14 protein-coding genes are annotated in these 12,486 nt (G+C 73.5%); 8 read left to right on the forward strand and 6 right to left on the reverse strand.

The window, feature by feature from the left end; translation table 11 throughout:
• Positions 1 to 77: 77 nt before the first annotated feature.
• Positions 78 to 998 carry a hypothetical protein gene (locus tag KSE_RS23335; RefSeq protein ID WP_014137808.1) on the forward strand — a complete coding sequence of 307 codons (921 nt, stop codon included), beginning with the start codon at positions 78 to 80 and terminating at the stop codon, positions 996 to 998.
• Between the two features lie 214 nt (positions 999 to 1,212).
• Entirely contained in the window at positions 1,213 to 1,680 is a 468-nt protein-coding gene (locus KSE_RS23340) for a DUF1203 domain-containing protein (protein ID WP_014137809.1), read from the forward strand.
• 9 nt (positions 1,681 to 1,689) lie between these two features.
• Here the strand turns inward: KSE_RS23340 and KSE_RS23345 are convergent, their stop codons facing one another.
• Positions 1,690 to 2,058: a cupin domain-containing protein gene (locus KSE_RS23345; protein WP_014137810.1), complete on the reverse strand. Its 369-nt coding sequence runs from the start codon at positions 2,056 to 2,058 to the stop codon at positions 1,690 to 1,692.
• Positions 2,059 to 2,226: 168 nt separating this feature from the next.
• Between KSE_RS23345 and KSE_RS23350 the strand changes: the two genes are divergently transcribed.
• The gene (locus tag KSE_RS23350) at positions 2,227 to 3,381 is read left to right on the forward strand and encodes a cystathionine gamma-synthase (RefSeq protein ID WP_014137811.1); all 1,155 of its coding nucleotides are present in this window, start codon (positions 2,227 to 2,229) and stop codon (positions 3,379 to 3,381) included.
• Positions 3,382 to 3,403: 22 nt separating this feature from the next.
• On the opposite strand, the gene KSE_RS23355 is transcribed toward KSE_RS23350, so the two are convergent.
• Entirely contained in the window at positions 3,404 to 3,853 is a 450-nt protein-coding gene (locus tag KSE_RS23355; protein WP_051055355.1) for a MarR family winged helix-turn-helix transcriptional regulator, read from the reverse strand.
• Between the two features lie 91 nt (positions 3,854 to 3,944).
• Here KSE_RS23355 and ilvA point away from each other — a divergent pair, with 91 nt between their 5' ends.
• The 3 genes from ilvA (at position 3,945) to KSE_RS23370 (ending at position 7,231) form a co-directional block, all read left to right on the forward strand.
• Complete coding sequence (gene ilvA, locus KSE_RS23360) at positions 3,945 to 5,156, forward strand: threonine ammonia-lyase (protein WP_014137813.1); 1,212 nt, start codon at positions 3,945 to 3,947, stop codon at positions 5,154 to 5,156.
• A 193-nt stretch (positions 5,157 to 5,349) separates the two neighbouring features.
• On the forward strand, positions 5,350 to 6,369 hold the full coding sequence (locus KSE_RS23365; protein WP_014137814.1) for a daunorubicin resistance protein DrrA family ABC transporter ATP-binding protein: 1,020 nt from the start codon (positions 5,350 to 5,352) through the stop codon (positions 6,367 to 6,369).
• Between the two features lies 1 nt (position 6,370).
• Positions 6,371 to 7,231 (forward strand): ABC transporter permease, encoded by an 861-nt coding sequence (locus tag KSE_RS23370; protein ID WP_014137815.1) that lies wholly within the window; start codon positions 6,371 to 6,373, stop codon positions 7,229 to 7,231.
• 132 nt (positions 7,232 to 7,363) lie between these two features.
• Here the strand turns inward: KSE_RS23370 and greA are convergent, their stop codons facing one another.
• Both greA and KSE_RS23380 read right to left on the reverse strand, forming a co-directional pair.
• A complete protein-coding gene (greA, locus tag KSE_RS23375) occupies positions 7,364 to 7,861 on the reverse strand; it encodes a transcription elongation factor GreA (RefSeq protein ID WP_014137816.1) in 498 nt (165 codons plus the stop codon).
• Between the two features lie 339 nt (positions 7,862 to 8,200).
• Complete coding sequence (locus tag KSE_RS23380) at positions 8,201 to 8,638, reverse strand: DUF4307 domain-containing protein (protein ID WP_014137817.1); 438 nt, start codon at positions 8,636 to 8,638, stop codon at positions 8,201 to 8,203.
• A gap of 158 nt (positions 8,639 to 8,796) precedes the next feature.
• Between KSE_RS23380 and mca the strand changes: the two genes are divergently transcribed.
• Both mca and KSE_RS23390 read left to right on the forward strand, forming a co-directional pair.
• Positions 8,797 to 9,666, forward strand: a complete 870-nt coding sequence (gene mca / locus KSE_RS23385; RefSeq protein ID WP_033260258.1) for a mycothiol conjugate amidase Mca — start codon at positions 8,797 to 8,799, stop codon at positions 9,664 to 9,666.
• 89 nt (positions 9,667 to 9,755) lie between these two features.
• Positions 9,756 to 9,947: a hypothetical protein gene (locus KSE_RS23390; protein ID WP_014137819.1), complete on the forward strand. Its 192-nt coding sequence runs from the start codon at positions 9,756 to 9,758 to the stop codon at positions 9,945 to 9,947.
• A 66-nt stretch (positions 9,948 to 10,013) separates the two neighbouring features.
• On the opposite strand, the gene KSE_RS23395 is transcribed toward KSE_RS23390, so the two are convergent.
• A complete protein-coding gene (locus KSE_RS23395; RefSeq protein WP_051055358.1) occupies positions 10,014 to 11,315 on the reverse strand; it encodes an MFS transporter in 1,302 nt (433 codons plus the stop codon).
• 144 nt (positions 11,316 to 11,459) lie between these two features.
• On the reverse strand, positions 11,460 to 12,437 hold the full coding sequence (locus KSE_RS23400; protein ID WP_014137821.1) for a GlxA family transcriptional regulator: 978 nt from the start codon (positions 12,435 to 12,437) through the stop codon (positions 11,460 to 11,462).
• Positions 12,438 to 12,486 lie beyond the last annotated feature (49 nt).

The raw sequence follows: 12,486 nt of genomic DNA on the forward strand, positions 1-12,486 counted from the left end.
ACAAGCCGCTCAAGGAGACCGGGTTCTTCGAGAACGGCTGCGACACGGCCGGCACGGATACCGGCGACACCAAGGGCATGGCGCTCGACTACGCGCTGAACAGCAAGAAGGACGGCAAGCCCTACGCCGACATCCGGGTCATCGGCGACAAGGCGTACGCCAAGGTCGACTTCCGCGGCATCGCCAAGCTGGCCAGCGAGGACCCGGCCGGCATCGACGACCTGCCGCCCGAGGCCGCCCCGCTCAAGGACCTGGTCGACGGCAAGTGGGTCTCGATCGACACCGCCGAGTTCGGCAAGCTCGCCCAGGAAGTGCCCGGCTTCGGCGCGCTGGGCGGCACCGGCGGAGGCACCGGCAAGGGCACCGGCTCGAAGGGCGCGCCCAGCCCCGACCCGTCGATCGCCAGGAGCGCCTGCGAGTCGGTCAAGAAGGCCTTCGGCGACAACATCAGGCTGGAGGACAAGGGCAAGACCGACGGCGTCGAGCTGATCCGGGTCTCCGCGCCCGCCCGCCCGCTGGTCAAGAGCCTGTACGAGTCGTTCAGCAAGATCGCCAAGGACACCGCCCCGAACTACCCGCTGTTCCCCGGCGACAAGGGCTTCGACAGCGTGCCGAACCGCAACTTCCACGCCGACCTGCAGCTCAAGGACGGCAACCTCCAGGCGATCACCTTCGACGTCGCCCAGTTCGCCGACAGCACCAGCTGGTCGACCCACCTCCCGCTGCGCTTCGGCATCTCCACCGGCGCCGGCGAGGTCACCGCACCGGCCGGCGCCACCCCGCTCGCCGCGGACCAACTCGGCGGGCTGTTCTCCTCGTTCGTCGGGGAGCCGGGTGACGAGACGGACTACGAGGACTTCGGCCCCGGCACCCCGCTGACCGAGTCCCAGTTCGCCGAACTGGAGAAGCTCGGCATCGACCGGCCGACCGCCGAGCAGATGAACAAGAGCGGTCTCGAATTCGCCGACATCAAGCAGCTCGCTCCCGAACTCACCTGAGCCACAAGGGAGTTGCCGCCACGGCCCGGCGCAGGAACCCCTGCGGCGGGCCGTGGTGCGTTCGGGGCGCTCGGGGACGGGTGGCGCGGGGCAGTGCGACGTCCGGAAGCCGCCGGTCCGGGGCGCCGTCCGGGCGCAGGCTGGGGGCATGGAAACCACTGCCGCCCCTGAAGCCGCCGAGGCCCCTGTGATCCCTGCGACCGCAGGGATCGGCTTGGACGTCCGGGCCGTCCCCGCCGAGGTGCTCGCCGGGCTGCGCCGGGCCGACGACGCCGGGCGGGCCCGGGCGGCCGAGACCACCGAGGCCGGCGGCCACCCGCTGCGCTGCTGCCTGACCAGGGCCCGGCCCGGCGACCGGATCGTCCTGCTGTCGTACGCGCCGCTGCTGCGCTGGGCCGCCGAGACCGGCTGCGACCCCGGGCCGTACCTGGAGACCGGCCCGGTCTTCGTGCACGCCGAGCCGTGCGCCGGCCACCCCGGCGGCTGGCCGGCGGGCTTCCACGGCGGGCACCGGGTGCTGCGGGCCTATTCGGCGGACGGCCGGATCCTCGGCGGCCGGATCGGCGAGCCCGAGGAACTCCCGCTGATCGCCGCCGAGTTGCTGGCCGACCCGGCGAACGCCGTGCTGCACGTGCGGGCCGTCGAGTACGGCTGCTTCCTGCACGAGGTGCGGCGGGCCTGAACGGCCCGCTCAGCTCCGGGGCTTCGCGTAGTCGGCGTAGCCCTGCCAGTCGAGCACCACGCAGGGCACGTCGCCGACCACCCAGGCGTCGTGCCCGGGCGGGCAGAGCATGAAGTCGCCCGCGCCGAACTCGGCGGCCTCGCCGTCGTCCATCTCCACCCGCAGCCGGCCGGAGATCACGTAACCGGCGTGCGCGGCCCGGCAGCTGTCCGTGCCGGCGATCGGCTTCACGTGCTCCGACCAGCGCCAGCCCGGCTCGAAGACCGCCCGGCCGACGCCGCCGGCCGCCAGGTTGACCAGCGCCAACTGCCCCTTGCCGCCCTCGAACGGGCGGACCTCCTCCGGTTCGTCCAGACTCATCCGCACCAACCCGGCCATCACCGTTCACCTCCGGCCGAGAACGACCCGCGCCCGCCGGCGGGCGCGGCTGACCCCTCCATCCTCCGCACCCGACCGGCCCCGCGCGACGCGGGGCGGTCACCCGGCGGCCGGGCGCCCCGTCGCGGCACCCCCGATCGGACCATCCACCGCACTAGGCTCAGCCGTATGACCGAGCACCAGCTTTCCCACGGCTTCGAGACCCTCGCCATCCACGCGGGGCAGGAAGCGGACCCCCGGACCGGGGCAGTCGTGACGCCGATCTACCAGGTGTCCACCTACAAGCAGGACGGCGTCGGCGGACTGCGCGAGGGCTACGAGTACAGCCGCTCCGCCAACCCGACCCGCACCGCGCTGGAGGAGTGCCTGGCCGCGATCGAGGGCGGCGCGCGCGGCCTCGCCTTCGCCTCCGGGCTGGCCGCCGAGGACACCCTGCTGCGCACCCTGCTCAAGCCCGGCGACCACATCGTCATCCCGAACGACGCGTACGGCGGCACCTTCCGGCTGTTCGCCAAGGTGCTGACCCGCTGGGGCGTCGAGTTCTCCGTCGCCGACACGCACCACCCGGAGAAGGTCCGCGAGGCGATCCGGCCGACCACCCGCGCGGTGTGGGTGGAGACCCCGTCCAACCCGCTGCTCGGCATCACCGACCTGGCCGCCGTCGCCGACATCGCGCACACCGCCGGCGCGAAGCTGGTCGTCGACAACACCTTCGCCAGCCCCTACCTGCAGCAGCCGATCGCGTTCGGCGCGGACGTCGTGGTGCACTCCACCACCAAGTACATGGGCGGGCACTCGGACGTGGTCGGCGGCGCCCTGGTGGTGGCCGACCCGGGCCTGGCCGAGGAGGTCGCCTACCACCAGAACGCGATGGGCGCGGTGGCCGGGCCGTTCGACTCCTGGCTGGTGCTGCGCGGCATCAAGACGCTCGGCGTCCGGATGGACCGGCACTCGGAGAACGCCGAGAAGGTCGCCGAACTGCTGTCCGGCCACCCGAAGGTGACCCAGGTGCTCTACCCCGGCCTGCCCACCCACGCCGGGCACGACATCGCCGCCAAGCAGATGAAGGCGTTCGGCGGCATGGTGTCGTTCCGCGTCGCGGGCGGCGAGCAGGCGGCCGTCGAGGTCTGCAACCGGGCCGAACTCTTCACCCTGGGCGAGTCGCTGGGCGGCGTCGAGTCGCTGATCGAGCACCCCGGCCGGATGACCCACGCCTCCGCGGCCGGCTCCCCGCTGGAGGTGCCCGCCGACCTGGTGCGGATCTCGGTCGGCATCGAGGCCGCCGCCGACCTGCTCGCCGACCTGGAGCAGGCGCTCGGCTGACCCGCCGTCGGCTCACGGGGGTTCAACGGCGGTCCAGCAGACCGTCGTTGAACCTGGCCAGCAGCGCGCAGAACAGCGCCCGCTCCCGGGCCGTCCAGCCCGCCGTCAGCTCGCCGATCAACTCCCGCCGCCGGCGGCGCACCCGGGCCAGCCGCCCGGCCCCCAGCGGGGTCAGCGCCAGCCGCACCGCCCGCCGGTCCGCCGGGTAGGGCAGCCGGGCCACCAGCCGCTCCCGCAGCAGCGGCGCGGCCTGCCTGGTCACCGTCGAGGAGTCCACCCCGAGCGCCGCCGCCAGCGTCTTCACGTTCGCCGGGCCGTCGGCGGCGAGCTGCTCCAGCAGCAGGAACGCGGCCCGGTCGAGCTCCCCCGCCACACTGATCCGGCGCGCGAACACCGCGACCTGGTAGGGGAGTTGGCTCTCGGCACGGAGGTCGTCGGGATCGGCGGGCAGGTCCGGCACAGGCTGGCTCATCGCGGCTCACGTGGGGGTGCGGGCGACTCGTGACCAGCAGCGTACGCGTGCCGGGCGCACACCGGAACCACCCGCGTCCTAGGCTGCCGCCATGCACAGTTGGCCGATCACCCTGGACGACGTCCGGGGCGCGCAGAAGATGCTGTCCGGGGTGGCCCGGGTCACCCCCATGCAGACCAGCCGCCACCTCTCCGGAGTGGCCGGCACGCCGGTCCACCTCAAGTGCGAGAACCTGCAGCGCACCGGCTCGTTCAAGCTGCGCGGCGCGTACGTGCGGATCGCCGGCCTCTCGCCGGTCGAGCGGGCCGCCGGGGTGGTCGCCGCCAGCGCCGGCAACCACGCGCAGGGCGTGGCGCTGGCCGCCGCGCTGCTGGGGGTGCGCTCCACCGTCTTCATGCCGCTCGCCGCGCCGCTGCCGAAGGTCGCCGCCACCCGCGAGTACGGCGCCGAGGTCAAGCTGCACGGCGCCAACGTCGACCAGGCGCTGCGGGCCGCCCACGAGTACGCCGAGCTGACCGGCGCCGCGTTCATCCACCCCTTCGATCACCACGACGTGATCACCGGTCAGGCGACGCTCGGCCTGGAGATCCTGGAGCAGTGCCCCGAGGTGCGCACCGTGCTGGTCGGCACCGGTGGCGGCGGGCTGCTGGCGGGCGTGGCGATCGCGGTCAAGGCGCTGCGCCCGGACGTCCGGGTGATCGGGGTGCAGGCGGCCGCGGCCGCCGCGTACCCGCTGTCGCTGGCGGCGGGGCGCCCGGTCTCGCTGGAACGGTTCGCCACCATGGCGGACGGCATCATGGTCGGCCGCCCCGGCGACCTCCCGTTCGAGGTGGTCAACTCGCTGGCGGACGGCGTGCTGACGGTCTCCGAGGACGCGCTCTCCCGGGCCCTGCTGGTCGGCCTGGAGCGGCTCAAGCTGGTGGTGGAGCCCGCCGGGGCGGCGCCGATCGCCGCGCTGATGGCCGAGCCCGGCCGGTTCGAGGGCCCGGTGGTGGCGGTGCTCTCCGGCGGCAACATCGACCCGCAGCTGATGCAGCGGGTGCTGCGGCACGGCCTGGCCGCGGCGGGCCGCTACCTGTCGCTGCGGGTGCGGCTGTTCGACCGGCCGGGCGCGCTGGCCGACCTGCTGGGCGTGCTGGGCCGGGTGGACGCCAACGTGCTGGACGTCGCGCACGTCCGGATCGACCCGCAGCTGGGCCTGACCGAGGTCGAGGTGGACCTGCACCTGGAGACCAAGGGCCCGGAGCACTGCGCGCTGGTGATCGGCGAGCTGCGCGAGGCCGGGTACGTGGTCAGCCGCTGAGCGGCCCGGCCCGGGCGGGATTGTCGGTGCCGGGTGGCAGGCTGTGATCGGGCTCACCTACGAGGCTTGACGCGATATATCGCGAGTGGAAGCATCTTGCGATGTATCGCGAGCTTCGCCTTCGGCGAGCCCGGGTAACAAATCGGATGATCCCCACCCAAAACCGACTCGCATCAGGAGATGAGGCAGCCCCATGGCGGCAGCCATCGAAGCCGAGAACCTGGTCAAGACGTTCGGCGACGTCCGCGCGCTGGACGGCGTGAGCCTCGACGTCCCCGAGGGCACCGTGCTCGGGCTGCTCGGCCCCAACGGCGCGGGCAAGACCACCACCGTCCGCGTCCTGACCACCCTGCTCCAGCCGGACTCCGGCCGGGCCACCGTGGCCGGCGTCGACGTCCTCAAGCACCCGAACAAGGTGCGCAGCCTGATCGGCCTGTCCGGCCAGTACGCCGCCGTCGACGAGTACCTCACCGGCCGCGAGAACCTGCAGATGGTCGGCGAGCTCTACCAGATGAGCGCCCGGGACGCGAAGAAGCGGGCGCTGGAGCTGCTGGAGTGGTTCAACCTCTCCGAGGCCATGGACCGCACCGCCAAGACCTACTCCGGCGGCATGCGCCGCCGGCTCGACCTGGCCGCCGCGCTGGTCGTCCGGCCCCCGGTGATGTTCCTCGACGAACCCACCACCGGCCTCGACCCGCGCAACCGGCTCGCCCTCTGGGAGGTCATCGAGACCCTGGTCGAGCAGGGCACCACCCTGCTGCTCACCACCCAGTACCTGGAGGAGGCCGACCGCCTCGCCCACGACATCGCGGTGGTCGACCACGGCAAGGTGATCGCCCGCGGCACCGCCGACGAGCTGAAGAGCCAGATCGGCGGCGAGCGGATCGAGGTCGTCGTCCGGGCCGCCGACCTCGTCCCCGAGGCGCTCGCCGCGCTCACCCCGTACGCCAAGGGCGACCCGGCGGTCGAGAAGAACACCCGCCGGATCACCGTCCCGATCAGCGGCGGCGCCCGCGTCCTCGCCGACGTCATCCGCGAACTGGACGCCCGCTCCATCGAGATCGACGACATCGGCCTGCGCCGCCCCACCCTCGACGACGTCTTCCTCTCGCTCACCGGCCACGCCACCGAGGACGGCGCGGCCGACGAGGACGAGGACGGCGCGCCGGCCAAGGCCGGGAAGGGCCGCCGCGGCCAGGGGAAGGACGCCTGAGATGACACTCTCCGACACCCGGGGCGCCATCGGCGGCGCCCCCGTCACCCCGCGGCGCGGCGTCGCCGCCACCGCGCACGACTCCTGGGTAGTGGCAAAGCGCAACCTGCGGCGGATGACCAGGATCCCCGAGATCGTGGTCTTCGGGCTCATGCAGCCGGTCATGTTCGTGCTGCTGTTCTCGTACGTCATGGGCGGCGCGATCGCGATCCCCGGCGCCCCGCCCAGCCACCAGACGTACATCGAGTACCTGATGGCCGGCATCTTCGCCCAGACCGTCACCTTCGCGGTGGCCGGCGCCTCGGCCGGCATCGCGGAGGACATGACCAAGGGCCTGGTCGACCGGTTCCGCTCGCTGCCGATGGCCCGCGCCGCCGTGCTCACCGGCCGCACCCTGGCCGACCTGGTGCAGACCGCGTTCACCGTGGTCGTGCTGGCCCTGGTCGCGCTGCTGGTCGGCTGGCGGATCCACAACGGCGTGCTGGACGCGCTCGCCGCGTTCGGCCTGCTGTTGCTGCTCGGCTACGCCTTCTCCTGGATCGGCGCGCTGATCGGCCTGTCGGTGCGCAGCCCCGAGGCGGCCACCTCGGCCGGGCTGATCTGGCTGTTCCCGCTGACCTTCGTCTCCAACGCGTTCGTGCCGGTCGACTCGATGCCGGACTGGCTCCAGCCGGTCGCCTACTGGAACCCGTTCTCCGCCACCGTGCAGGCCTGCCGCAGCCTGTTCGGCAACCAGCTCGGCCCGGTGCCGGACTCCTGGCCGATGCAGCACGCCGTGCCGGTGTCGATCGCCTGGTCGCTGGTCATCCTGGCGGTGTTCTCCTGGCTGTCGGTGCGCAAGTACCGCCGCGCGGCCGGCTGAGCGCCCGCGCTCGCACCCGCGCCCGCGACACGCACGACGGCCGCTCCCCCCACCCGGGGGAGCGGCCGTCGTCGTACGTCCGCGGCGGCCGGACCGGACGCGGTGCCCGGACCGGCTGTCGGGTCGGCCGGGTCAGCCGGAGAACGGCTTGGCTTCGGTGATCTTCACGCGCGCCTTCTTGCCGTTCGGCAGCTCGTACTGGGCGTCCTCGCCCACCGACTTGCCGATGATGGCCCGGCCCAGCGGCGACTGCGGGGAGTACACGTCGATGTCGCCGTCGGTGACCTCGCGGGAGGCCAGCAGGAACTCCATGGTGTCGTCCTCGTCGCCGTCGAAGGCGACCTTCACCAGCATGCCGGGGGCCACCACGCCGGAGTCGGCCGGAGCCTCGCCGACCTTCGCCCGCTCCAGCAGCTGGGACAGCTGGCGGATCCGCGCCTCGGTCTTGCCCTGCTCGTCCTTGGCCGCGTGGTAGCCGGCGTTCTCCTTGAGGTCGCCCTCCTCGCGCGCGGCCTCGATCTTCTTCGCGATCTCGATGCGCCAGGGCCCGGTCAGGTGGTCGAACTCGGCCTTCAGCTTGTTGTAGTGGTCCTGAGTGAGCCAGGTCACGTCATCGTTGGTCTGGGTCACAGGGTGCTCCTCGCGTCGGTGCTGGCTCCGCCCCGGGGGTGGAACGGCGGCGGTGGGTCGATTTCCTGGGCAGATGCAAAGCAACGCCCGCTCCCGAGCCGGGCGGCGCGGAAGGGGCGAAACCACGAGCCTAACAAGTTCCGGGCGCGGACGGGAGGTCTGCGGGCCGCCGGGGGCGCTCCCCGGCCGGGGACCCACCGAAAGGGTGAGCGAGGCGGCGCGGGCGGGTGCCACTTCCGGTCGACGGCGGGCGCGGCCGCTCGGCGGCGGGCGCCACGTCCGGACGGTGGGGGCGGGCGTCACGTCCCGGCGGCGGGTGTCACGTCCCGGCGGCGGGTGTCACTTCTCGTCGGGGGTGCAGCCGAGCAGTTCCGCGGTGGTGCCGCGGGCGGTGGTCCGCAGCGTGACCACCTCGACGTAGCTGTCGCCCGCGGCCGGCACCGGGAAGTCCGACTGGCCGACCACCGAGCCGTCCGCGCCCTGCGAGCGCACCGTGCACACCCCCGAGACGCCGTCGCCCTTGCGCACCGAGAGCTGCAGCTGCAGCTCGGAGTCGGAGACCGCCTGGAAGGTCGGCACCGTACCGTTCAGCTTGGTCTCCCGCACCAGGTACGAGCCGCCGAGCCAGGCGACCAGCCCCAGGAACAGCACCCCGCAGACCACGGCGGCCACCCGCAGCTTGCGGTCGGCGGCCCGGTCGTCGTCCCGGCTGTAGCGGCCGGCCGGCGGTGCGGCGGGCGGCGCGGTGCGGGTCCCGGGCGTAGGGCTGTGGTCCATGGCGGAGGTCGGTCCTTTCGCGGAGGGGCGTTCGTCCTTCGGTGGGAATGGACAGGCCCTCCAGTCCGTCACTATAGGAGGGGCACGTCCGCGCCGGAGGCGGCGGGGGGAGCCGGCCAGACGAACCGGACATACCTGTACCTGAAGGGGACCAGGCGTTGAGCGAGCAGTTGCGTTTGATGGCGGTGCACGCGCACCCGGACGACGAGTCCAGCAAGGGCGCCGCCACCATGGCGATGTACGTGGCCCAGGGCGTGGAGGTCCTGGTCGCCACCTGCACCGGGGGCGAGCGGGGTTCGATCCTCAACCCCAAGCTGCAGGGCGACCCCTGGGTCGAGGAGAACATCCACGAGGTCCGCCGCAAGGAGATGGACGCCGCCCGGGAGATCCTCGGCGTCCGGCAGTCCTGGCTCGGCTACGTCGACTCGGGCCTCCCGGAGGGCGACCCGCTGCCGCCGCTGCCCGAGGGCTGCTTCGCCCTGGAGGAGGTCGAGGTCGCGGCCGGCGCCCTGGTCAAGCTGATCCGCGAGTTCCGCCCGCACGTGATCACCACGTACGACGAGAACGGCGGCTACCCGCACCCCGACCACATCATGACCCACAAGATCACCATGGCCGCGTTCGAGGCGGCCGGCGACCCCGCGGCCTACCCCGAGGCGGGCGAGCCCTGGCAGCCGTCCAAGCTGTACTACAACCACGGCTTCCCGATGGGCCGGATCCGCGCCCTGCACGCCTACCTCAGCGAGAACGGGCACGACTCCCCGTACGGCGAGTGGATCGAGGGCTGGGAGAAGTCCGGCCGCGCCGAGCGGGAGATCACCACCCGGGTCGAGTGCGCCGACTACTTCGAGATCCGGGACAAGGCGCTGATCGCGCACGCCACCCAGATCGATCCCGACGGGCCCTGGTTCCGCGTCCCGCTCGCCATCCAGCGCGAGGTCTGGCCCACCGAGGACTACGAGCTCGCCAAGTCCCTGGTCGACACCGACCTCCCCGAGACCGACCTGTTCGCCGGCCTCCGCAAGTAACCCCCGCCCGGGCGGGCGCGGCACCCCGCCGCGCCCGCCCGGCACCCCCCGGTGCCCCGGCCGGCTTAAGGCCGGGTCACCATGGATGAATGAGCACCCCCGTGAACCCCGTCCAGCTCGCCAACGCCCTGGCCCTCGACGAGGCCAAGGTCACCCCCGGCCTCCTCGGCTTCGTGGTCTTCGCCGCCCTCGGCGTCGCCACCTGGTTCCTGCTGAAGTCGATGAACGCCCGCTTCAAGAAGATCGACTTCGCCGAGCAGCCGGACCCCAAGGACGACTGACCGCGTCCGGGCGCCCTAGGTGCTCGTACGGGTGCGGGGCTGTCGGCTGTCGGTGGGCGGCGGGTGTCAGCGGGCGCGCAGCGGCGGGCGGGGGCAGCCGGTCGGTGCGGCGGCCGCCCGGTCCTCCGGGGCGGGGGCGACGGTGAGGGTGCCGTCCGGGAGCGCGCGGACCGAGCGGACGCCCGGCAGCAGGTTCAGCAGGACGCACGGGGTGCCGATCAGGGCCGCGGCGGCCAGCAGGGTGGTGCGGGTGCCGAACAGCTCGGTGGCCGGGCCGGCCACCGCGTAGCCGGCGGGCATCGCGAGCAGCGAGATCATCCAGTCCAGCGAACTGACCCGGGCCAGCAGCTCCCTGGGGAAGAGCTGCTGCTGGACGGTCGCCAGCACCTCGTTGACCAGCGCCGTCATCACGAAGGCCAGCGCCACGCCCGCCGCGATCGCGGCGACCGGCGCGGTGAAGGCCAGCAGCGCCAGCGGGACGGCGCCGAACAGCGCGGTCGCGTTGGTGGCCACCAGCGGGCGGCGCGGACGGAAGCGCAGCGCCACCAGCCCGCCGACGATCGAACCCACCGCGCCGGTGACCAGCACCGTGCTCCAGGCGGCGGCCCCGCCGCGGCCCTGCTGCAGCACCACCGGGCCCAGCACGAAGAAGAACGCGATCGCGAAGTTCCACACGCCCCAGCCGATCAGGTTCGCCAGGTACCAGCGGCGCCGCGCCACCACCGTCCAGCCCTCGCGCAGCTCCGCGAAGAACCGCCGCCGCTGCGGCGGCTCGGCCGGCCGGGCCAGCCGCATCCGGGCCAGCAGCACGAAACTCAGCAGGAAACTCGCCGCGTTGAACAGGATCGCGGCCCCCGGGCCGGTCACCTCCAGCAGCACCGCGGCGAGCGCCGGACCGAGCACCTTGGTGCTGCTGTCGGTCAGCCCGAGCAGCGCGTTGGCCGACTGCAGGTCCTCCGCCCCGACCAGCTCCGGCACGACGGCCCGGGAGGCCGGCGTGAAGAACGCGAAGGCCATCCCGGCCACCGTGTAGGTGACCCCGAACTGCCAGACCGCCGTCTGCCCCAGCAGCACCATCGCGGCCAGCAACCCGTAGCAGACCGCCTGCGCGCCGTCCGTCACCAGCAGCACCAGCTTGCGGGACAGCCGGTCCGCCCAGACCCCGCCCACCGGCAGCATCACCACCTGCCCGACCGCCTGGCAGGTCAGCACGGCCCCCACGTCCAGCACGCTGCCGCCCGTGCCCAGGACGGCGAACACCACCGTCACCGGCATCAGGGCGTTGCCCACCGCGGAGATGCTGCGGGCCGTCCACAGCAGGCGGTAGGGGCGCTCTCGCAGGACGCTCAACGACTTCGGCAGGAACACGGTCCGGGCCTTCCTCTTCTGGGGGCACGCGTGTGCGCACGCGTACGGGCAGCAGGGCACGGCCGATCGGCCGACGGGCGCCGGCTCCTCGGTGCGGTGGGTGAACGGGGGCCTGTGGTCAGGCGGTTCGGGTTCCGGGGGCGGTCAGGCACCGGCCCGGAAGCGTCGGCGGTAGGCGGCGGGCGTCGTGCCGGCCCGCTTGCGCAGCGCGCGGTGCAGGGTCTCCACCGAGCCGAGTCCGCAGTCGGCGGCGACCTGCTCCAGCGACCGGTCGGTGCTCTCCAGCAGGCGGCGGGCCGCCTCCACCCGGGCGGCCTCCACGTAGGCGCCCGGGGTCGTCCCGGTCTCCTGGCGGAAGACCCGGGCGAAGTGGCGTTCGCTCAGGCACATCCGGGCCGCCAGCGCGGGGGTCGACAGGTCGCCGTCCAGGTGGTCGACGATGAACACCCGCAGCTCGTCGACGCCCTGGCGGGCCGCGGGCGGATGGCTCAGCGGGACGGAGACCTGGCTCTGGCCGCTCGGCCGCCGCAGGTACACCACCAACTGCCGGGCGACCGCCTGCGCGACCCGGTCACCCAGGTCCTCGGCGACCAGCGCCAGCGCCAGGTCGATGCCGGAGCTGATCCCGGCGCCGGTCCACACGTCCCCGCAGCGGACGAAGATCGGATCCGGGTCGACGGTCACCTCGGGATGCCCGGCCGCCAGCCCCGCCGCCGCCGACCAGTGCGTCGTCGCGGTCCGGCCGTCCAGCAGCCCGGCCGCCGCCAACAGGTGCGCGCCGGCACACACCGCCACCACCCGCCGGGCCCGCGCCGCGACCGCCGCGACCCACGCCACCACGTCCCCGTCCACCCGCGCGGCCTCCCCGCCGGGCCCCGCCACGACCGCCCCCGGCACCAGCAGCGTGTCCACCGCCCCGCCCACCTCGTCGAACGCCAGGTCCGCCACCAGCCGCACCCCCGCCGCCGTGACCACCTCCCCCCGCGCCCGCCCCGCCAACTCCACCCGGTACCCGCCCCCGCCCTCCCGCCCGGCCAACGCGAACACCTCGGCGGGGCCGGTCACATCGAGCAGGTCGACACCGGGGAAGACCGCGATCACGACGCGGCGGATACTGGACATGCCCCCATCCTCAGCCGCCCCGCCGGACGGGACAATGACGGGCTGCTGT

The sequence above is a fragment of the Kitasatospora setae KM-6054 genome (assembly GCF_000269985.1).
GTDB lineage: Bacteria > Actinomycetota > Actinomycetes > Streptomycetales > Streptomycetaceae > Kitasatospora > Kitasatospora setae.

Coding starts and splice junctions, on each gene's coding strand:
- KSE_RS23380 (WP_014137817.1), bottom strand. CDS start 8,638: ATGGACCACAGCCCTACGCCCGGGACCCGCACCGCGCCGCCCGCCGCA.
- KSE_RS23350 (WP_014137811.1), top strand. CDS start 2,227: ATGACCGAGCACCAGCTTTCCCACGGCTTCGAGACCCTCGCCATCCAC.
- KSE_RS23400 (WP_014137821.1), bottom strand. CDS start 12,437: ATGTCCAGTATCCGCCGCGTCGTGATCGCGGTCTTCCCCGGTGTCGAC.
- KSE_RS23335 (WP_014137808.1), top strand. CDS start 78: ATGGCGCTCGACTACGCGCTGAACAGCAAGAAGGACGGCAAGCCCTAC.
- KSE_RS23355 (WP_051055355.1), bottom strand. CDS start 3,853: ATGAGCCAGCCTGTGCCGGACCTGCCCGCCGATCCCGACGACCTCCGT.
- KSE_RS23390 (WP_014137819.1), top strand. CDS start 9,756: ATGAGCACCCCCGTGAACCCCGTCCAGCTCGCCAACGCCCTGGCCCTC.
- KSE_RS23370 (WP_014137815.1), top strand. CDS start 6,371: ATGACACTCTCCGACACCCGGGGCGCCATCGGCGGCGCCCCCGTCACC.
- ilvA (WP_014137813.1), top strand. CDS start 3,945: ATGCACAGTTGGCCGATCACCCTGGACGACGTCCGGGGCGCGCAGAAG.
- KSE_RS23365 (WP_014137814.1), top strand. CDS start 5,350: ATGGCGGCAGCCATCGAAGCCGAGAACCTGGTCAAGACGTTCGGCGAC.
- KSE_RS23345 (WP_014137810.1), bottom strand. CDS start 2,058: ATGGCCGGGTTGGTGCGGATGAGTCTGGACGAACCGGAGGAGGTCCGC.